We start from the raw sequence: 20,596 nt of genomic DNA, 5'->3' as shown, positions 1-20,596 counted from the left end.
TTCAAGTCTGCTTAAGTAAAATTCACCAAAATAGAAGTGGCAAAAGTAAAACCTAACTTTTCATTCTAGTGTTATTCAAGCAGCAGGCTGATAATAATGTTGGCAAAAATAAGTGTTTTTTTTAAATTATAATTTTCAAAATTGCATTGAACAAAGATTAATAATCACTTTATTTGTTGCCCTTTTGCTGTTTTGGTTCAAAATATGAGCTTTTGCTCTTAATAGCTGTTAAATTAACATCTAAACTGAAAATAAACTGCTAAATACCTTTGTAGATGCTTACCAGCTATTTTAATGTTGCATTTGCGGGTTTAAATTAATTAGGAATTTATTAAGAGAACAGTTATTCACGAATCATCAGGTAGTAGTGCATAAAATTAGTTACTTTTGCACCCCGCTTCCTTATTTACTGGAGGAAGTAATAAGAATCATTTTAGGTGATTTGATGTTGTGATTGAGCCTAAAGCCACAACAGGTTAATTGTTAGTAGCAATCGCATAAAGAAATATAACGCAGGGTATGAACGAGAACTCATCGGAAAGCAGAAATCAGATTATCAGATCAGGTATCAGAAACCTTCAGACTCCCCCAAGTTCGGAATTGTTAGGAGGTAAGAAGCGACCTTATGATTACGACTTGGAACAAGCCGTATTGGGTGCGCTTATGCTTGAAAAAGAGGCCTTGACTGATGTAATCGAGATTCTGAAACCCGATACTTTTGATAAAGAAGCACACCAGTCCATTTATAGGGCTATCGTGACATTGTTCGGTAAGTCAGAGGCTATTGACTTAATGACAGTGACCAATGAGTTGCGAAAAATGGGGGATCTGGAAAAGGCAGGTGGTCCCGCATATATCGCCATGTTGACTCAGAAAGTGAACTCAGCAGGAAATATTATTTTCCACGCACGTATCCTGGTTGAATATGCCATTAAACGTCAGCTGATCTCGATTGCTAATAACATTCAGCGAGAAGCGTATGAAGATACGATTGACGTTTTTGACCTGCTAGATAAGATGGAAGCATCCCTGTTTGAGGTTTCGGAAATGAATATCCGAAAGAACTTCTCAGGAATGCCAGAAATCATGAATGAGGTAGTTCGTGAGCTAGAATCAATGAAAGACCATAAGGATGGGCTAACTGGTGTTCCGTCAGGTTTTTCACATTTGGATAGGGTGACTTCGGGTTGGCAACGTTCAGATTTGGTAATTATAGCAGCACGTCCTGCGATGGGTAAGACGGCATTCGTACTTTCCACCCTGAGAAATGCGGCTATTGATTTCAAGAAACCTGTTGCCATGTTCTCTTTGGAGATGTCCTCTGCACAGCTGGTAAAACGTTTGATTTCGGCTGAGGCAGAACTGGAAAGTGAAAAGTTGAGAAAGGGTAACCTTTCTGACATGGAATGGAAAAAGTTTGTAGACAAGACTGGTACACTGACAGAAGCACCAATTTTTATTGATGATACTCCTGCTCTAACTGTCTTGGAACTTCGAGCCAAATGTCGAAGACTGAAAGCACAACACGACATCCAAATGATTGTGATTGACTACCTTCAGCTGATGAGTGGTGGTGACTCCAAGACTAAGGGTAACCGTGAACAGGAAATTGCCTTTATTTCCCGATCATTGAAACAGATTGCGAAGGAGTTGGATGTACCCGTTATTGCACTTTCACAGTTGTCACGTGCGGTTGAAACCCGTGGTGGAGATAAGCGTCCACAGCTATCCGACCTTCGTGAATCAGGTTCCATTGAGCAGGATGCCGATATGGTAATGTTCCTTTACCGTCCTGAGTATTATGATATTACTGAGGATGAGGAAGGAAACTCAACTCAAGGGTTAGGTGAAGTAATTATTGCTAAGAACCGTGCTGGTTCACTTGAAAACATCAAACTTAAATTTATTGGTAAGTATACCAAGTTCCAGGACTGGGACAATGGAGGGTTTATGGATACTGATCAGTTTGGTGGTGACCCTAGTGGTTTACTTTCAATGGGCTCTGCAAGTATGGCAAATGTGCCTGGAGCTGATATGGATGGTTTCGATGTTGGGTATGGTAACGATGAAGAAGACAGCGGTACCATTACATTGGGCAGTAAACTGAATGAGAGAAACAATAATACTCCACCAGATAATCCTCCTTTTTAATCCATTGAACTTTAGTGTTTAGAGGATAATCAATATTTTAATGATTATTTCGACATCTAAACTTCTAAAATATGTGTGGCAGATATACACTGGTAAAAACTGAAGATCAAATAGAGAAACGCTTTAAAGTAAAAGGCGGAACCAAGAAAGTCCGGCCTCTGTACAATGCAGCGCCTTCACAGTTTTTACCAGTGGTATCAAGCCAAGATCCTTCCTCTTTGAGCTATTACCGTTGGGGCTTGGTGCCATATTGGTCTCAAGACGATTTTTCAGGTAAGTTCTCCACCATCAATGCACGAACAGAAACAGTAGATGAAAAGGCGACATTCAAGCGAGCATTTTTGTCTCAACCCTGTTTGGTAATTGCCGATGGATATTATGAATGGAAAAAGGAAGGGGGGCAGAAAATTCCTTATAGGATAGTCAACTCAAATCAATCACTTTTTGCAATGGCCGGTATTTGGGACCAATGGGAGTCTCATACAGGAGAAGCGCTTTTTTCATTCTCTATCCTGACGGTTCCTGCTTCTAAAAACCTCACTACATTGCATGAACGTATGCCAGTGATACTTCCTGCATCTGCCGAAACCTCTTGGTTGGATAATCAACTTACTGTAAATAAGAGAAAGGAGCTGTGCAGTATTTTCGATGGAAGTGAAATGGAGTTTTATACTGTCAGCAAAAAGGTAGGGAATGTTCAGTATGACTCCCCCGAACTGATACAACACGTAAGTCATGGTATTCAGGGGAGCCTTTTTTAACTGTTAGAATATTATTTCAACTGCTCTTTCAGAATTCTGAATTCAACAATTGGTGAGATTCTGTCATAAAGAATATGGTAAACTGCCTTTGTGATTGGCATTTCCAACCCTTCATGTTGCTTCGCGATTTCATGAATTGCTTTTACTGCATAATAGCCTTCTGCAATCATATTCATCTCAAGCTGTGCAGCTTTTACAGAATAACCTCTTCCGATCATATTTCCGAAAGTTCGGTTACGGCTAAACTGTGAGTAAGTGGTTACCAGCAAATCACCAAGGTAAGCAGATGCCGTCAAGTCACGTTTTACCTTATACACTTCTTTCAGGAACTTTCTGATTTCTTTCATCGAATTGGACACCAATACAGCCTGAAAGTTATCACCATATCCCAATCCGTGTGCAATACCACATGAAATGGCAATGATATTCTTGATAACAGCGCAGTATTCAACACCATAAAGGTCTTTAACAGTGGTGGTATTGATATAGCGGTTACGCATGATACGAGCCAACTCTAGAGCATATTTTTTATTTGAAGAAGACAAAGTCAGGTATGCTTGCTTCTCCATAGCAACCTCTTCAGCATGACATGGACCGCCAATTACCCCAACATTTTTGTGAGGCACATTATACTGAGTTTCTATGTACTCTGTAACCAGAATATTCATCTCAGGTATCATACCCTTGATGGAAGAGATAACATATTTATCTTTGAAATCTTCAGCTGTAAGGGGAGAAAGGGCTTCTTGAATGAAAGCTGCAGGAACTGCCAAAAGGATGGCATCCACACCGTTTACAGCTTCTTTTATGTCTTCAAAAGGGTGAACCAGTTCACTATTCAGTTTGACAGAACTAAGGTATCTAGGGTTAGAATGGAATGCTCTTATATGGGAAATGTCTTCTGTATTTCTAAGCCACCAGTTTATATTGGTCTCACCATTTTCTGTCAGGATTTTGATCAGTGCAGTTGCCCAGCTTCCACCTCCAATGACAGCTACCCGCTTGATCTGAATTTGATTACCCTGATCAGTAGAATAGTTTTCCGTACTCATAATTTTTTCTTGCTATTCCCTTATAATTTTATGAAAGTGCAAAAATAGCTTTTTTATATTAACAATAATATAAAATGAGCTTTCAGATATGTTTTTTGAATGATAATCAAAACAGATGTAAATGAATAGAATGTAAATATTGTGATATTTTTTTGCGGAAAATTCAAATATGGTTTGGAATTATAGAATTAAATTCAATACATTTGCTTAAGAAATTTATTCACGGAGACTCGAAAAGACATATTATACTTATTCTGAAATACATGAAATTCTTCAACGCGACATATTATTTTTATTGGTTTTACTTTAGAACTCGTTCTGTCAAGGAATGCTGGAGCTACTGTACATGCTAAACCAAAAGCGTAGAAGAGTAAGAAAAGCCTGATTCCTTGACAGAAAGGAATCAGGCTTTTTTATTTTATCACTTTTCAGTTGCTCTGATTGTTTGGGAAGAATAAAAAAATCCAACAATTGTGAACCCAATGACTTAAAACGATCACGTGAGTGTTTATTCAACGGAAACCGCTAAAATTCAAAAACAATGAAAGACATCAAGCCACTAAAAAGCTGGGACATCGTTCGTGATACACCAATTGCAATTGCAGGTCCTTGTAGCGCAGAAACAGAAGAACAACTGATGGAAACTTGCCGTCAGATTAAGGAGAACATTGATATTACTATGCTTCGTGCTGGTATCTGGAAACCAAGAACAAGACCTGGCTCTTTTGAAGGTGTTGGTGAAGTTGGACTTCAGTGGTTCAAGAATGTTAAAGAAGAACTTGGCATGCCTATTACAACTGAGGTGGCTAATGCTGAACACGTTGAGCTTGCACTTAAATACGATGTAGATGTATTGTGGATCGGTGCTAGAAGTACAGTGAACCCGTTCACAGTTCAGGAAATTGCTGATGCCTTGAAAGGGGTAGATATTCCGGTGATCGTTAAGAACCCGCTAAACCCTGATTTGGCACTTTGGATGGGAGCAATTGAGCGTATTTACAATGCTGGTATTACTCAAGTTGCGGCGCTTCATAGAGGTTTCTCTTCTTTCGAAAAAACAAAATACCGTAACATTCCAATGTGGAAACTGCCTATCGCACTTAAGACAGAGCTTCCAAATATTCCTCTACTTTGCGATCCTAGCCACATTGGTGGTACAAGAGATCTGATTCTGCCTGTTTCTCAGAAAGCTATGGACCTTGACTACGATGGCTTGATGATCGAGGTACACAGAAACCCAGAGGAAGCATGGAGTGATGCTAGTCAGCAGGTGACACCACAGCGTTTGGCTGAAATCCTTAATGAAGTGAAAATCAAGAAGCGTAAGCTTGATGGTGATCCAATTGAGGAAAACAAATTGTCTGACTTGAGAGGTAAAATCGATAGAATTGATAGGGAAATTATAGAGGCTTTGGCTTCAAGAATGGATGTCGTGGAAGAAATTGGTGGTTACAAACGCGACAATAACCTGACAGTTTTCCAAGCAGAACGTTGGATTGATGTTTTCCAAAAGCGTCCAGGTTTGGCTTCTGAACTTGGTTTGAGCAAGACTTTCATTGAGCAGATGTTCAAGTTGATTCACGATGAGTCAATCAGACTGCAAACTAAGATTGTCAATACAGAAAGAGCTGAATAAGCGATATAGGAATGAATATTTTATTAGGTGGTTTGGGATATGCTTTCCCAAACCACTTTTATTTATCATTTTTTTCTTAACTAAATCAAGCATGCTTAACAGGGTTGTATTTGAACAAAAGCTTACCAAAGAGACATTTACAGAACTACATCAATACAAAAAAGTGGCAGTGCTTGTAGATGAAAACACTAAAGCCAATTGCTATCCAATCGTTAAAGACCTGCTGCCTGACCATCATCTTATAGAAATCAAAAGTGGTGAGGAGCAAAAACACCTTGGGACCTGTGAGCAAATTTGGCAATCCTTAACTGATCTAAGGTTTGATAGAAAAAGCTTTTTGTTGAACCTGGGTGGAGGTGTAATCGGAGATATGGGAGGTTTCTGTGCAGCCACATTCAAGAGAGGGATTGACTTTTGGCAGATGCCAACTACACTTCTTTCTCAAGTAGATGCAAGTGTAGGAGGGAAGTTAGGAGTTGACTTTGGTAAACTGAAAAACCATATAGGTGTCTTTAGGATTCCCGAAAAAGTGGTGATTCATAGTGGATTCCTGTCTACGTTACCTGCTGAGGAGTTACGCTCCGGTTATGCGGAAGTGTTGAAGCATTGTCTGATAGCAGATTCTAAAGAATGGAATAAGCTGATTGCAAAACCAATTTCTGATCAAAATTGGGAAGAAGTAATTCCTCATTCTGTAGCCATTAAAGAAGGTGTAGTCGAAAGTGACCCTCAAGAAAAGGGACTTCGTAAAATACTGAATTATGGTCATACAGTAGGACATGCAATAGAGAGTTATCTGTTGGACATTCCTAACAGGAAGTTGTTGCATGGTGAGGCCATAGCAGTAGGGATGATTTGTGAAGCTTCCCTTTCATCCAAGAATACTGGCTTGACTGAGGAAGAACTGAAAGAAGTTTCTTCAGCGTTATTGTCGGTTTATGGTAAAGTGGCTTTAAATGATGAAGACATTCCTCAATTGCATGACTATTTGATGCAAGACAAGAAAAACGAAGGAGAACAAATCAACTGTTCGCTATTGGCTGGAATAGGAGAGGCTGTTTTTGACAAGTTTGTAACTTGGGAAGAGATTCAGCAAAGTATAGACTTTTATCGAAGTCTATAATAGAAAGGCCCCTGCAATATGACAATGCAAGGGCTTTTTTATTACCTGAACTTAACGACAAAAGCATCTTTGTATCCAAGGTCTCTTACCTTATGTTTGAGTTTGGTTGCTTGGTCAGAGTTCTTTTCTTCTCCGACCATGTATTTGTAATAATACTTTTCACTGCCATTGCCGGGCATTTTATGTTCTTCAACTGGCATATTCAACTTGCTGAATACCGCAGAATCAAGAGGAACTTTCTTGTCTGATGCCAAAACCTGCACTTTATAGATAAAAGGAGAGCTTTGGTAAGGGTGCTTATTTTCCCTGAACTTTTGAATTCCTTGACTGAGAGCATTGGCAATTTTCACTTGACCAATCCTGTCATTCAAGAAGGTTTGCTCATATGGGTTTGTCAGGAATCCACACTCCACCAATACACTTGGCATCATTGTGTTTTGTAAGACATAAAGGTTGTAACCTCTGTCATAGGCACTCATTACACCTCTACTTTTTCTTCCACCCTTACTGGATAAAGCTTCTTCGATTGTATAAGCGAGCATCTGGCTAGACTTATGATCGTGTGAGTGAATATGTGTCTTTGTTCCTGCAATCCACTTATTCGGGTTCGAATTGCAATGTATACTTATAAATAAATCCGCATTGGCATTGTTGGCTATATTAACTCGCTCCTCAAGAGGAATATAAACATCTGTCTTTCGGGTGAAGATTACTTTAGCGTCAGGCATATTGGCCCTTACTTTTTCACCCAGTTTTAGAGCGATAGATAAATTGACATCTTTTTCGTGTAAATGGTTTGTTGAACCTCTCGGTTTACCAGGATCTTTTCCTCCATGTCCAGGGTCTATGACCAGAACAAAAGGCTTGTTGGCTGTTTTTTGTGCTAATACGGTTAATTGAAAACAACACAAAAACAGGAAAATACCACCGGATAAAAGTCTTATTAGCATATCGGAATGGTTACTCCTTTGTTTTTATGGGATGAGCTTTAGTAATTTTCAAGTACTTCCATTTAGGAAGTTTTGAGTCAGTCCTATTTGATATCGTGTACAGTTACCAAATGATCTAATAAGTTTTGGCAACTCTCTAGTAGTACTTGGTAGCAATTTTCGAAGCCGTTCATGCTCATTCCGTATGGGTCTTCTACGTCAAGTCCAGAGTTGGCATTGTCAAATGCTCTCATCAGTTCGATCTCTGAACGAATTTCACCTTGTGGTAAAAGTGTACGGATATTTCTTAAGTTGCTTTGATCCATTGGTATGATATAGTCAAATGCTGAAAAGTCGTTGACTATAAATTTTCTGGATCTGTGAGTTAGTGTGATTCCATGTTTGTTGGCTGTTTCTCTCATGTTGGGATCTGCCAGCTCGCCATTGTGCCATCCACTGGTACCAGCTGAGTCAATCTCAAAATACTGGGTTAAGTTGCTTTCTTGGACAAGACTGCTGAATATTCCTTCTGCCATTGGAGATCTGCAAATGTTACCAAGGCACACAAAAAGTACACTGATCTTTTTGTCTTTCATTATGCTAGTATTAAAATCATTTGCCCGAAATGAATTGCGCTAATTCCATTTCAGTTTAATTCTTAGAAAATTTGATTGTAGCTTTGCTTATTAGTATTTAACTAAGGCAAAATACGCTATTCATTTAAGAATTCGAAGATAAAATGTATTTTACTAAGAAAAAATATTGATATAGTATTTAGGAAATACCATGCCATGTATGGAGTTGATGTGGTATTTTGTATTTTTACTTTTCGGATTACCAAAGAACAAATTTTTGTTTCACCTGTTTTCTGTTTAGGAATCAGTAAAACATTTAATTATGAATAAACTGAAGCTTACATTTTCATTTTTGGCAATTCTGTTAGTCTCGCTTTTGACTCTTGAGGCTAAAGCTCAGGAGTCCAATGTGTGGGAGACATTGCTGAAAACTGAATGGGAGTTTAAATACAGTGAAAAATTTAAGGAGGATATTCAATATCAGTTTTTCCTGCTTCTGTCAAAGCTTTAGACGGTAAGGAGGTTGTCATCAAAGGATTTCTGCTTCCTGTTGATACAGAAGATAATTCGTTAGTGCTTTCAGCATATCCGTTTAGTAGTTGTTTCTTTTGTAACAGTGATGTTGGACCGGAATCGGTGATGTCAATTTTCATGAAAAAACCTAGAAAGTTTAGCATGGATGAAGTAGCCTTTAAAGGAAAGTTGAAACTCAACTATGGAGATGAAGGGCTTATTTATTGGCTTCAGGATGCAGAAGAATATTTAGGCGACTTGTAATTAACCCTTTTACAATTTAGGAGGAAATATGAATAACACAGAGGATAATTCGCAATCGAAATTTGATGAAATCAAGCGTCTTTTTGTCCGTTACCTTGAGGAAAAGAAACTACGTAAGACGCCAGAACGCTTTGCGATCATGGAGGAGATTTACAGTAGGGGCGGTCATTTTGATGTAGAGTCTCTTTACATCAATATGAAAAACAAGAACTACAGGGTAAGCCGCGCAACCGTTTATAATACGCTTGACCTCTTGTTGGAGTGTGGTTTGATTACCAGACACCAATTTGGTCAGAACCTTGCTCTATACGAGAAGGCATACGGTTACAGGCAGCATGACCATTTAATTTGTCGTGAGTGCCATAAGATTCTTGAGTTCTGTGACCCTAGAATTCAGAAAATCAAACAGATGGTTGAGGAAATCTATGATTTCGATATAGATGACCACTCACTGAACTTTTATGGCGTTTGCAGAAATGATGAATGTGAAGGCAAGAAAGTGAAAAAAATCACTGCTGAAGAGGGGAAAGAAGAAGCGTAAATCTTGTTTAGAAAAGGACATAAAAAAGCCTCGAAGTTTAATCTTCGAGGCTTTTCTTTTTATGAACGTTTGTTGATTTCGTCTCTAATTTGAGCAGCTCTTTCGTAGTCTTCTGCTTCAATCGCTGCATTCATCATGTCATGCAGCTTGTCAACTGGAATGGTAGATAACTCACTTTCATCTTTTTCTTGCATCAGTTCCATCAGTGCTTCATCTTCGTCTGAGTCTAGAGAGATTTCGTCTTCTTCCTCATTTTCCTCTTCATACAGGTCATCAATTTTGATCCCTGCCTCATTCAGAATTGACTCAGTGGCAAAAATAGGCGCCTTAAAGCGAATCCCAATTGCAATAGCATCTGAAGGTCTTGCATCCATTTTGATCACGTTCCCATCCTTGTCTACACATACCATAGTCGCATAGAATACGCCTTCTTTCAAATCTGAGATAATTACTTCTTTTATCTCAATCTGAAAGTTATTAGCAAATGCCTTAAAAAGGTCATGTGTCATCGGTCTATTGGAAGTGATTTTTTCAATTTCAAGCGCAATTGCCTGAGCTTCAAACATCCCAATGATGATTGGTAAACGTCTTTTCCCAGAAGTTTCTCCGAGCACCAACGCAAAAGAACCGTGAGTTGAATGACTGGCTGAAAGCCCTAATATTTCAAGTCTTACCTTATCCAATTTATCGCCTTTATTTGTTTTCCCCTACAAAAGTAATGATTAAACAGAAAATAACGAATCTTAGTGTTACCGAAAAATTTATTGTAAAATAAAAAGGAATATTAAGACTCTGATTAAGAGGTAGATCAGGTAGGAGAAATGCTGGTTTGTAATTTGAATTTTATCTTATAAACCCAACCTAAAAATAGCATTTATCAGTGAACAGTGGTTGAGTGCTGCCTTGCCTATGTGTGGAGACAAGGCAGTAATTGTTATGATATATCGTTGCTAAGCATCCGAATTACTTCATCCAATTCATCAGGAGTATCTACATTTGCTAATACCTCAGGAACTGGTGTTTTAAGTTGCTCAATTTGACAGTTCATTAATATCTCAGAGAGGTTATTAAGCCCTTGGGACATGTATAACAATAGTGTCATATAGCTTTGTGGTTCCCAAATGGTCAACAGAGGTTCTGGCAGTCCACTTGTTGGGTGACTGAAGGCAGTAGCCAATGCCGATTCATTTCTGTGTGAAATGAGATACTTCAATGCTTCCTGACAAACAAAAGGTAAATCAGAAGCAACCACTAGCCAAGAGCAGTCAGGGTGTTCTCGGTGAGCTGAAAGTAAAGCTCCCAAAGGTCCCAGTCCAAGAAAGCTGTCGGTGATGTATGGGTATTTACCTTTGAATTCTTTGGCCTGCTCCTTACGACAAGACATATAAGTATTATCACAAATGTCGTCTAGCAGATGAAATACATGTTCTCTTTGTGATCTGCCATGAAAGTTGAGCTTTGTTTTGTCTTTTCCACCCATTCTTTTACTCAAACCGCCTGCAAGTACCAATCCATTGAGCGGAGGCTTATTCGTATTGATCAGCTCTTCAATTATTTTACGAATACCATACAGATTCTCCCAATTGAGTACAGGAATATGCTGAATGCTGCTGCCAATATGGTTTTCTATAAATTTTGGGATTTCACTAACACCATCTTTTAATAAAATTGCCTTGACGTTCGTAATCTTGTGTAGCTTTGAAGGTAGCTTCTCTAACTTTTCAGGGTCCAGAACAAGTATTTGTTGTGTAGCTTTAAAATGGTTGCCATTTACAAATACGAGGTCTTTATCATTGAAGAGTAGTTTTAACTCATAGTTATTGAAGGATTTCCTGAAATCAAGTCTTGTAAATGTGATCTTATCGTAGAACTCAGTGCAAGCTCCATGTGAAAGTGCTGAATTTGAATCAGAACCTAGTTCCTTTTCAAGTTCAGAACTGAAATGGTCAGCATCCACATAGCCAACCTTATAGCCAGAAAAGAAAGAGTGTGTCAGTTCAAAGGCTAAAGCCTTCACTTCCTGACAGGTTGTTCCTATGATGGCTATCTCATTTCTTCCAAATCTTCCGCGTCTAACGGGAGAAGACTTACTTATGATAGGTCTTGTGTACATAGGCAAAAAGAAAATAGTTTAATGGAATTTAGTCTAATCGTTTAAGAGAGAGTATGATAGTCTAATAAGTGGGCATGTACTTTTTCTAATATACACGCCCTCAGTTCTTCATTGTCATAATATAAAGTAAGATTTTTTTTAGTGTCTTAAAAGCATTCTGACATTAAAAAATCTTTGTGAAAGACTGTTGGGTACCGCATACTGGATATTGTTGAAGTCCTTGATCCAAGTATATGATATGTTATTCTTACTGCCGATGACATTGAGGATTTCTAGCCCAATTGAAAGGTCTTTGATGATGCTTTTTTCTGAGTCCCCACCAAAGTCAATATGTTTACTGAAACCAATGTCCACTCTTTTATAATCTGTGCCTGAGCTTAATATATTTCGTTGGTTCAGGTTATTGGGTGGTCCAAATGGAAGACCCGATCCGTAAAGTAACCTAAAATGCATTTGCATGGTTGGGTTATTTGGTAAGTGGTCTCTAAAAAACAGGGTGAATGTTACTCTTTGGTCTGTTGGACGTCTGATATAACCTTTACTGTCCTCTTCCAAGTCTTCTTTTGTTGACATGATACTCAAGCTCATCCATGATTCCGTATCAGGAATAAACTCACCGCTTAATCTAAGGTCAAGTCCTGTCGCATAAGCAACAGCACTGTTTGTGGCATAATACCTCAAGCGAAGGTCATCAACGTCATATGGAACAACATTCCATAGGTATTTGTAATAGACTTCTGAGATAAGCTTGAAAGGGCGTCCCCACTTTTCAAAGTTATAGTCAAGTCCTGCAATTATGTGGGCTGACGACTGTGCTTTCAGGTCCGTATTCAAATTACCCTGAAAGTCTCGCATTTCTCTGTAGAATGGTGGCTGGTGATACAGCCCTGCCGACATACTCAGAATGATATCCTTTTCCCATTCCGGCTTTACAGAATATTGAACTCTTGGACTAAATAACCATTGTTTGTTGACACTCCAGTAATTGGTTCTGGCTCCAAAGGTTAAGGTTTGCGAATCTCCCAATGATACACTGTTCTGCAAGTAGGCGCTGTACCTGTAGCTGTCAAGTGTATTGTGGCTGCTTAATAATGGTGTTAACTCAATCACATAGTCAGCTGAGTCAAGGAACTCGTATTCATGTAAAGTGTCATTTATTTTTTCATGATCGACCCGCATTCCAAACTCCAATGTCATATTGTCTTTGAGGTGCCACTTATTTCGGTTCTCTGCGGAATAGATTTCTGCATCAAGAGCGTTTCGGGCATAATGGTATTGTGTTCCGATACCAGTAACCAATACACATTGATTAAAAGTAGATGACGAAGGATTGTTATCAACGTCACAAATTCTATAACCTCCTTCCAGATCAATATTTTCTCTCTCGCTGGTATTCAATACAGATACTATAAAATCTGAGTTGAAGTTGTCAGCAAAGCGGTGAGACAGCTTTAGACCTCCCTGAAAAGTATCATAGTCCATATTTTCCCTACCATCAAAAGCTACTGTCAGGTTTTTCACATCCTGAAATGTTCCAAATCGAGTTGTTCGGGTTTCAGGAACTACTTTGTACCTGTTTGAAGCATAGGAAGCCAAAACCCCAAGCACTGTTTTGTTTCTTTCCCCATTTCGGCTTAAGTCATACTGAAGGTATGTTTGGATGTCGCCAAATCTAGGAAGGTATTGTCCATCTGTTTCTAGTGTATTCAGTAAGTATTCAGAGGTCTTGTATCTGAGACCAGTTACATAAGTGAACTTTTGGTTTTTTGAAGCTCCTTCTACTTGTAAGCCTCCTCCAAGTAGTGAGGCATTCAGCGATGCACCAAACTGTTTAGGTGTTTTGTAGTTGATGTTAAGCACTGATGACAGCTTGTCTCCATATTTAGGTTGCCATCCGCCAGACGAAAATGCTACAGATTGGACCATTTCGGAGTTAACAAAACTAAGACCTTCCTGTTGTCCTGCTCTGACCAAAAAAGGTCTGTAAATTTGAATATTGTTTACATAAACGAGGTTTTCATCAAAACTTCCACCTCTTACCGAATAGGCAGAAGACAATTCACTGTTCCCTGAGATACCCAAAGCGCCACCAGAGATCAGCTGTTGGTTAAAGTCCCCAAATGGTGTAGGAATTGACTTTAAGGTATTGGGAGAAACTTTGATGGTACCAGCTTCCTGTCTTGCTTCTGGGAGTTTCTGTCCTGTAACGGCTACTTCGCTCAACTCTGTGACCTTGTCCTTGAAGGAAATATCCAAAACCCGAATTTCATTGGGAGCAAGGACTATTGTTGTCCTTTCAGGTAGGAACTGAACATGTTTGAAGATTAGGTCAATTGGTTTGTCAGCCGGTATTGTAAGGATATAAGCACCAGCTTCATTGGTAATGTAGCTAACCTTTTCAAGGTTTTCCACCATTACAGTGGCATGAGGAATTCCTGTTCCATTCGCATCCGTTACAATACCTCTTATAGTTGCTTTTTGGGCAAATGATTCAACGGAAAACAGAATAAATAGGAAAAAAATGAAAGTATTAGCTGTAATTAATCTCATTGTTGGTGAATATGATATAATTTTTTAATTGAAGGTCTTTATGTTTAGCTGACTTAAAATCAGGGTTGTATCCACACGTTTTAGCACTTATGTGCGTTAGTCAGGAAATAAATCTGTCTAGCAATGTAATGTTTTGTAGAATAAAAGACGAAGTTGATACGTATAAAAATTATACTATGAATAGTATTCTGCCTGTTATATAGGTGAAACTATTTTTAGTGATTCAAGAATATTACTATTTTGCAACGTTGAAAGTGTTGTAGGATGATACATTGCTAAAAAGCTAAACCATAATAAATAATGGAACAAGAAAACACTAATGCTTCATTGTATAATGAGGTAAAGATAATCGATGATGCAAAGCAATACTTCCTTAAAGAGTTTGCATCTTCAGAAATACACTTGGACCAAGCCTATTTACATATTGGGGTATACCTTGGATGGATAATTGAGAATTCACTTTACAGTGAAGACTTCGAAGATGAGTTCGGTGTACAAATTTTTCGATTTAAGAACAGAGACCTTAGCTGCGTAATTGTAGGAGAACTTTGGGACGGGATTATTTCTTCAGATCAGTTTAGTATGCCTGAGGGAAATGCATTCACTACCTATTATTACGAAAGCGGAATGTATATGAAAGACTTCCATCAGACGCTTGGAGGAGATAATGAGGAAAGCATCTTTAAAGTACAGGATAACTGGGAAAACTTTGAAAAGGTGCAGTCTATTATCAATGAGCGTTATGCATATTGGAAAATGAATATTTGGGACAACTAGGAAAAGTTGCTACCCATATTGGATTATATAATGAAGACCTTCGGAATTAATTTCGAAGGTTTTTTTTGTTACTTACTCCTAACGCTGTTTCAGACCTATATTTCAGCCATATTTGTGTTGGTATAGCTTTTTTATGTTAAAACTTTTTATTTAATCTAAAATAGAAGCAGTATCTCCCTGTGCTGACCGATTTTTACAGAGAAAGGTCAATTTTAATCAATATATTTAAGTAAGGTATATCCCAATAAGGACATCTGAATAATATCAATAGGTGCATTGAATAGGATGCAGCCGTGATGAGTGATTATTTAATGGAAACAAATCAAAAAGAAAAACAAGAACATCAGTCTTCAATTGGCAAAAAGATTCTAAAGGCAGGGCTTTTGGCTTTTGGAATCATTTTTCTGTTGCTATGTATCCTCATTTTTGGGGTTTTGAGAGTGCCCTATGTTCAAGAAAAAGTAACAGGGTACGCTGTAAATTTCCTAGAGCAAAAGATAGGTTCTGAAGTGCGAATCGATGAGATAGCATTGAGTTTTCCCACCTCATTGGTATTGGGGGGAGTTTATTTAGAGGATCAGACAGGTGATACCTTGTTGTATGTGAAAGATTTGGCTATAGATGTTGATTTTGAAACAATCTTTTACGAGTCTATCCATATTAATGATGTGGAGCTGGATGGGCTTACAGCCAAAGTGAGACAGTCTGCAGATAGTGTTTTTAACTTTGACTATATCGTTAATGCATTTGCTTCTGAAGCGTCTGCACCTGATACTACTTCCACGGCTGTCCCACCAATTATAATTGAAGATATTTCTCTTAAAAATATTTATCTCCTGTATGACGACCAAGCATCAGGAGATTTTGCTGAAGTAAAACTAGGAGAGTTTAAGACAGAAATTGATGAGATAAACCTGAATACCAATGATTATCGGATTGGAGACTCCAAGCTGGTGGATACGGACCTTGTTTATCGAATGAGAAAAGCCACAGAGACTCCTGCCAGCGAGGTTGTATCAGAAGATACAGTCTCCTCTGAGCCTCTTGATTATAGGATTAACCTTGAAAGTGTAGGGTTGGAAAATGTGAAAGCACTGTATGAGGACCTGCCCGGAGGTAATGAAGCCAACCTTGTTGTAGGTGAATTCAATGTAGAGGAAATATTGGTTGACTTGCTGAACCAGAAAGTGAACATTGAGCAAGTTTCTCTAATTGAAACCAAAGCAGGCTATGCTATCAAAGATTTGGGTGCTCCAAAAGACTCACTTGAAGTTCAGGACGAACCATCTGCAGTTGATGAATCAGAGACGGGGCTGGTTATGGGGTGGAAAGTGGATGTCGGAAATGTTTTACTGAAAGATAACACACTCCGTTTTGACGATTTTCATGATGAACCTGTAGCTGAAGGGATGGATTTCAGTCATTTACTGGTTCAGCAGTTTGGGGTTGAGTTGCAAAATCTAGTAGTCAGAGATGAGTTGATTGCTGTTGATTGGGTTTCCGGTAATTTTGTGGAGAAGTCAGGTTTTAAACTCAAAAAACTTAAAGGACTTATTGAGATAAAGCCAGAAGAAGGTTTGAAAGCACAAAACCTTGTAATGGCAACAGGAAACAGTTACCTCAAAAATCAATTGTCCTTGAACTTTCCTTCCTTATTGAGAATTGCGGATGAGTTGGATAAGGTAGGGTTCAGTTATGCATTGGACTCGATGTTGCTTTCACCGAAGGATGCACTTTACTTTTCTCCTGAATTAAAAACAGACCCATATTTTACCAAACTGAAGGGGTGGAATATAACAGGGAATGGTCGAGTAAAAGGGAAGGTCAATAACTTTAACATTGAGAAATTAACTGTAAGAGAACAACGGAATATACTGATGCAAGCCAGTGGTAATATAAAGGGCTTGCCTGAAGTGGATTCCTTGTTGATGGATATCTCTGTGGATACAATGTATGCTGACCTGAATAGGGTCTATGGTATTTTACCTGATACACTTTTTCCTGAAGGGATGACTTTTCCAAAGAGGTTAAATGCCAAAGCAACTTATAAGGGTACCTTGGAAAACCTTGTTGCGACAGTTGATGCAACCACTGATATGGGAGATGTCAGCCTAAATGCTTTTATGAAGCCTGGAGAGCAATATGGAGGTGAAGCTAAAGTCTCTCATTTGGAAGTAGGGAATATTCTGAATGATACAACCATTGGAAACTTGACTGCTGTTGTAATCGCTGAAGGAGTTGGTTTTGATCCTGAGAATAACCTGAATGTAGACTTTGATCTTCGAGTGATTGATGCTGAGTATAACCATTATCATTACAAAGACCTTCTTTTGAAAGGAGAAGCTGATAGGATGGCTGTAAAAGCTATTTCTAGTATAGATGGGGATGGCTTGGAATATAAAATAGCAGCTGATGCAGACTTCAATAAAGAAGTTCCTACCATAATGTTGAAAGGTATTTTGGGGAAAGCCCATTTCAAGGAGTTGGGATTTATGGAGGATACCATAGCTGTCAGTACCGAACTGGATATGAATATTGTGGGGGTAGAACTTTCCAATATGAAAGCAGATGTTCAGTTGAAAGACATTAGCTTGTTGAAAGGCACAAAAAAGTATTCCATCAACACAATTGATTTTGAAGGTCATTTGGATAGTACCAGTGCACATGGTGTGTTGAACTCTGATATCATAAAAGGTAATTTTGAGTCAAATATCCCAATGGATACGCTTCTTACGATGGTGACGGCAAGGTTTGAAAACTATTTCTCCATAAATGACAGCGTTGAAGTAGAGATAGAGGAAATCAAGGGAGCAAACTTTCATTTTTCAATTAAGCCTGTAAACCTGTCATTACTGACTAGTGGGTTGGTTCCTGGCTTGGAAAGTATAACCTTCTCAGGAATTGAAGGAGAGTATGATGAGGAGCGAGATGCATTATACCTATCGACTGTGATGCCAAATATGGTTTATCAGGATGTGACGGTAGACTCTTTGAAAGTACGTATAAAAGCAGATTCAAAATCCCTTAAATTCTTCTCTAAAGTGGAGAAAGTAACAGTGCCTGAGCTAATGGTATTGAAAAACTTTGGGGTGTTTGGTAAGGTAGCCAATGACAAGATAGACTTTAATATCCTTGGATTAAGTGATACTAAAGAGAAATGGTTGGATATAGGAGGTCAATTGACCAGTCAGGAGAACCATTATGCATTCAACCTTAAAGATACATTGATCATCAATTATGATCCTTGGATAGCTGACAGTAATAATCAGATCATTCTAGGAGATGGCTTACCATTCTTCAAGGATTTCAAAATTGGACATAATGGAATGTCACTGGCTGTAGCATCTCAAACGTCGGGACAGGACACAACTATTGTTGCCAATATAGATAATCTGGACTTTACTCATTTGACCAAGATTACAGAGAAGGATACTTCTTATGTGAATGGCAACTTGAATCTATCATTGAAATATGAAGATGACGGCGCTTTAGACGCGAAACTCCTATTTAAGGATATGGGGGTTATGAATAACCTATTTGGAGACCTAAACTTGTCAGCAAGTAACAAATCTCGGGTTAGTAAATATGACTTTGACATGTCGATGGAAGGACCTGTAGGAGCGTTTGCTTTAAATGGGAATTACAACTTGGATAATGAAGAAGTGCCGCTAAACCTGAGCTTGGACATCGATAAGTTTCTCTTTGACCCATTTGCCTATTTTGCCAAGGACTATTTATCTGACCTGAGAGGAGGAATTGAAGGAGAATTGGATGTGAAAGGTTTAGGTACAGCACCACTTTCAGTAAGGGGGGAAGTAAATACACTTGAACCGAAATTCAAGATTAAAATGACGGGAAGTAGGTTTGAGGTTGAAGGAGGAGAAATAGCCTTTATAGAGAAAGGAATAAAAATAGACGATTTTGATCTTGTAGACACCAATGGTAATAAGGCATCCTTATATGGCTTTATTCTTACGAAAGATTATGCGGACTTTCAGTTTGACTTGAATATACTGGCGGACAAATTTGAACTGATCAATTCTGAACCTGAAAAAGGGCAAGAAATTTATGGATTGCTGGTAGTAGATAACACAACCAAAATCAAGGGAACATTAGATCATTTGGACATTAAGTCTAATGTCAATATTGACAATACAACAGACTTGACTTATGTATATGTTGATGGAGGGGTTGGTGAACTTGATAAAGGGGAAGACATTGTGACTTTTATAACCATGGACAGTCTTGATATAGATTCTACATACCAAAGTAATACAACTTATTCCCAGTTAGAGTTGGAGTCAAGGGTCAATATTGAGAGTGGTACCAAGATGACAGTAGTGATGGACCCTCAAGCAGGAGATGCACTGGAACTTACAGGTAGTGGGGAACTGAACATTAATATGGATCCGGGAGGAGACATGACCATGACAGGAGAGTATATAATTGAGGATGGATATTATGGACTGACTTTTTATCGAGTGGTTCCTAAAAAGGAGTTTACCATGAGAAGTGGCAGTCGTATCTATTGGACTGGAGACCCATATGAGCCATTGGCAGATATTAGTGCTATTTATACTGTCAAAACACCGCCATATCCATTAGTAGCCAATTTGGTTAGAAATGATGATGTAAATTACAGGAAAAGGAAAACCTTTCAGGTATACCTGAACCTGAATGGAGAAGTAATGAACCCTGAGATTTCCTTTGAATTGAAATACCCTGAAGATATTAATGGCAGGGATGTCAATATAGAAAAGGCATTGGCTGAACTTAATGATGACCCAAGTACACTGAATAAGCAAGTATTCTCCCTTCTAATGGTAGGAGGGTTTGTAGATATGACAGGTTCTGGAGGTACTGAGGGCGCTGAGATTGTAAGAGGTACACTGAGTTCCATGATCACGAACCAACTGAATAACCTTTCAAGTGAGTATATCAAGGGCGTTGACCTGAATTTCAACTTGGATAGTTATGATCAGGGAAATAATGCTGGTACAACTACAGATGTGGGTGTTGAAGTGAAGAAACAGCTCAATGACCGAATTTCTGTAACTGTAGGGGGTACTTATTCTGTGGAAAGTGAATCAGGTGCAGAGGCTAGTGCAGCCGCAAACACATCCGGTTTTACAACTGACTTTGAACTGGAGTATAAGATCATGCGTGATGGAACCTTGCGTACAAAACTATTCAGTGAGAATGATAAGGAATACTTTACGCCACAAGTAATCAAGACTGGTGTTTCCATTATATATGACAGACAATATAATCAGTTCAGGGAGCTGTTTATTCGGAATATAGAGAAGAAGAAAGACAGAAGGCGAGAGATCGGAAGAATCAAACGAACCGAACAAGGTACTAGGTCAAGAAGAGCACCTGCTAAAACCAACTCTGCTGTTGATTCATTGAAAAACTCCAATACTGGAGCACCTGATAAGACAGAACACAGTGGAGGAGATTCTTTTGAAAACCTTCCGGACAAGGACCCTGTTGAAAATACACCAGAGAATAACTCATCAGGTCAGTCTCCTGCTATGCATGGTAATGGAGAGTATGAGCCAAGAGAAGAAGAGGAGTAAATTTCCTCTACCTAATGAATGATTCAATAATA

General features: G+C 38.6%; 15 protein-coding genes. 9 read left to right on the top strand and 6 right to left on the bottom strand.

The genetic code is table 11. The features are described 5' to 3' along the window. The first annotated feature begins 519 nt into the window (after positions 1–519). Entirely contained in the window at positions 520–2,151 is a 1,632-nt protein-coding gene (dnaB, locus tag V6R21_RS16060; RefSeq protein WP_334244649.1) for a replicative DNA helicase, read from the top strand. A 71-nt stretch (positions 2,152–2,222) separates the two neighbouring features. Further along, a complete protein-coding gene (locus V6R21_RS16055) occupies positions 2,223–2,912 on the top strand; it encodes an SOS response-associated peptidase (protein WP_334244648.1) in 690 nt (229 codons plus the stop codon). 11 nt (positions 2,913–2,923) lie between these two features. On the opposite strand, the gene V6R21_RS16050 is transcribed toward V6R21_RS16055, so the two are convergent. After that, positions 2,924–3,964, bottom strand: a complete 1,041-nt coding sequence (locus V6R21_RS16050; RefSeq protein ID WP_334244647.1) for an NAD(P)H-dependent glycerol-3-phosphate dehydrogenase — start codon at positions 3,962–3,964, stop codon at positions 2,924–2,926. A 541-nt stretch (positions 3,965–4,505) separates the two neighbouring features. Here V6R21_RS16050 and V6R21_RS16045 point away from each other — a divergent pair. Together V6R21_RS16045 and aroB are read left to right on the top strand one after the other, a co-directional pair. Beyond that, complete coding sequence (locus tag V6R21_RS16045) at positions 4,506–5,600, top strand: bifunctional 3-deoxy-7-phosphoheptulonate synthase/chorismate mutase type II (RefSeq protein WP_334244646.1); 1,095 nt, start codon at positions 4,506–4,508, stop codon at positions 5,598–5,600. A 91-nt stretch (positions 5,601–5,691) separates the two neighbouring features. Next, positions 5,692–6,723, top strand: coding sequence for a 3-dehydroquinate synthase (gene aroB / locus V6R21_RS16040; RefSeq protein ID WP_334244645.1), 1,032 nt, complete (start codon positions 5,692–5,694; stop codon positions 6,721–6,723). 41 nt (positions 6,724–6,764) lie between these two features. Here the strand turns inward: aroB and V6R21_RS16035 are convergent, their stop codons facing one another. Both V6R21_RS16035 and V6R21_RS16030 read right to left on the bottom strand, forming a co-directional pair. After that, the gene (locus tag V6R21_RS16035; protein WP_334244644.1) at positions 6,765–7,673 is read right to left on the bottom strand and encodes an N-acetylmuramoyl-L-alanine amidase; all 909 of its coding nucleotides are present in this window, start codon (positions 7,671–7,673) and stop codon (positions 6,765–6,767) included. Between the two features lie 83 nt (positions 7,674–7,756). Continuing rightward, complete coding sequence (locus V6R21_RS16030; protein WP_334244643.1) at positions 7,757–8,248, bottom strand: low molecular weight protein-tyrosine-phosphatase; 492 nt, start codon at positions 8,246–8,248, stop codon at positions 7,757–7,759. Positions 8,249–8,549: 301 nt separating this feature from the next. Here V6R21_RS16030 and V6R21_RS16025 point away from each other — a divergent pair, with 301 nt between their 5' ends. The 3 genes from V6R21_RS16025 (at position 8,550) to V6R21_RS16015 (ending at position 9,545) form a co-directional block, all read left to right on the top strand. Further along, positions 8,550–8,738: a hypothetical protein gene (locus V6R21_RS16025; protein ID WP_334244642.1), complete on the top strand. Its 189-nt coding sequence runs from the start codon at positions 8,550–8,552 to the stop codon at positions 8,736–8,738. A 140-nt stretch (positions 8,739–8,878) separates the two neighbouring features. Beyond that, entirely contained in the window at positions 8,879–9,004 is a 126-nt protein-coding gene (locus V6R21_RS16020) for a hypothetical protein (RefSeq protein ID WP_334244641.1), read from the top strand. A 28-nt stretch (positions 9,005–9,032) separates the two neighbouring features. Continuing rightward, positions 9,033–9,545 (top strand): Fur family transcriptional regulator, encoded by a 513-nt coding sequence (locus V6R21_RS16015; protein ID WP_334244640.1) that lies wholly within the window; start codon positions 9,033–9,035, stop codon positions 9,543–9,545. 59 nt (positions 9,546–9,604) lie between these two features. Here V6R21_RS16015 and V6R21_RS16010 read toward each other — a convergent pair whose 3' ends face one another. The 3 genes from V6R21_RS16010 to V6R21_RS16000 form a co-directional block, all read right to left on the bottom strand. Continuing rightward, complete coding sequence (locus V6R21_RS16010; RefSeq protein WP_334244639.1) at positions 9,605–10,228, bottom strand: bifunctional nuclease family protein; 624 nt, start codon at positions 10,226–10,228, stop codon at positions 9,605–9,607. A gap of 251 nt (positions 10,229–10,479) precedes the next feature. Further along, on the bottom strand, positions 10,480–11,658 hold the full coding sequence (locus V6R21_RS16005) for an NTP transferase domain-containing protein (protein WP_334244932.1): 1,179 nt from the start codon (positions 11,656–11,658) through the stop codon (positions 10,480–10,482). Between the two features lie 138 nt (positions 11,659–11,796). Beyond that, on the bottom strand, positions 11,797–14,208 hold the full coding sequence (locus V6R21_RS16000) for a TonB-dependent receptor (protein ID WP_334244638.1): 2,412 nt from the start codon (positions 14,206–14,208) through the stop codon (positions 11,797–11,799). A 300-nt stretch (positions 14,209–14,508) separates the two neighbouring features. On the opposite strand from V6R21_RS16000, the gene V6R21_RS15995 reads away from it, so the two are divergent. Next, positions 14,509–14,985, top strand: a complete 477-nt coding sequence (locus V6R21_RS15995; protein ID WP_334244637.1) for a DUF7832 domain-containing protein — start codon at positions 14,509–14,511, stop codon at positions 14,983–14,985. Positions 14,986–15,281: 296 nt separating this feature from the next. Continuing rightward, positions 15,282–20,564, top strand: coding sequence for a translocation/assembly module TamB domain-containing protein (locus tag V6R21_RS15990; RefSeq protein WP_334244636.1), 5,283 nt, complete (start codon positions 15,282–15,284; stop codon positions 20,562–20,564). Positions 20,565–20,596 lie beyond the last annotated feature (32 nt).

The organism is Limibacter armeniacum (assembly GCF_036880985.1).
In the GTDB taxonomy this organism is placed as follows: domain Bacteria; phylum Bacteroidota; class Bacteroidia; order Cytophagales; family Flammeovirgaceae; genus Limibacter; species Limibacter armeniacum.
The sequence above is the reverse complement of the archived record's forward strand: the minus strand, read 5'-3'. Positions and strand labels throughout refer to the sequence as shown.

What these genes read in the sequence shown, in the direction of transcription:
- dnaB (WP_334244649.1), top strand. Translation starts at nt 520, where the DNA reads ATGAACGAGAACTCATCGGAAAGCAGAAATCAGATTATCAGATCAGGT.
- V6R21_RS16055 (WP_334244648.1), top strand. Translation starts at nt 2,223, where the DNA reads ATGTGTGGCAGATATACACTGGTAAAAACTGAAGATCAAATAGAGAAA.
- V6R21_RS16050 (WP_334244647.1), bottom strand. Translation starts at nt 3,964, where the DNA reads ATGAGTACGGAAAACTATTCTACTGATCAGGGTAATCAAATTCAGATC.
- V6R21_RS16045 (WP_334244646.1), top strand. Translation starts at nt 4,506, where the DNA reads ATGAAAGACATCAAGCCACTAAAAAGCTGGGACATCGTTCGTGATACA.
- aroB (WP_334244645.1), top strand. Translation starts at nt 5,692, where the DNA reads ATGCTTAACAGGGTTGTATTTGAACAAAAGCTTACCAAAGAGACATTT.
- V6R21_RS16035 (WP_334244644.1), bottom strand. Translation starts at nt 7,673, where the DNA reads ATGCTAATAAGACTTTTATCCGGTGGTATTTTCCTGTTTTTGTGTTGT.
- V6R21_RS16030 (WP_334244643.1), bottom strand. Translation starts at nt 8,248, where the DNA reads ATGAAAGACAAAAAGATCAGTGTACTTTTTGTGTGCCTTGGTAACATT.
- V6R21_RS16025 (WP_334244642.1), top strand. Translation starts at nt 8,550, where the DNA reads ATGAATAAACTGAAGCTTACATTTTCATTTTTGGCAATTCTGTTAGTC.
- V6R21_RS16020 (WP_334244641.1), top strand. Translation starts at nt 8,879, where the DNA reads ATGAAAAAACCTAGAAAGTTTAGCATGGATGAAGTAGCCTTTAAAGGA.
- V6R21_RS16015 (WP_334244640.1), top strand. Translation starts at nt 9,033, where the DNA reads ATGAATAACACAGAGGATAATTCGCAATCGAAATTTGATGAAATCAAG.
- V6R21_RS16005 (WP_334244932.1), bottom strand. Translation starts at nt 11,658, where the DNA reads ATGTACACAAGACCTATCATAAGTAAGTCTTCTCCCGTTAGACGCGGA.
- V6R21_RS16000 (WP_334244638.1), bottom strand. Translation starts at nt 14,208, where the DNA reads ATGAGATTAATTACAGCTAATACTTTCATTTTTTTCCTATTTATTCTG.
- V6R21_RS15995 (WP_334244637.1), top strand. Translation starts at nt 14,509, where the DNA reads ATGGAACAAGAAAACACTAATGCTTCATTGTATAATGAGGTAAAGATA.
- V6R21_RS15990 (WP_334244636.1), top strand. Translation starts at nt 15,282, where the DNA reads ATGAGTGATTATTTAATGGAAACAAATCAAAAAGAAAAACAAGAACAT.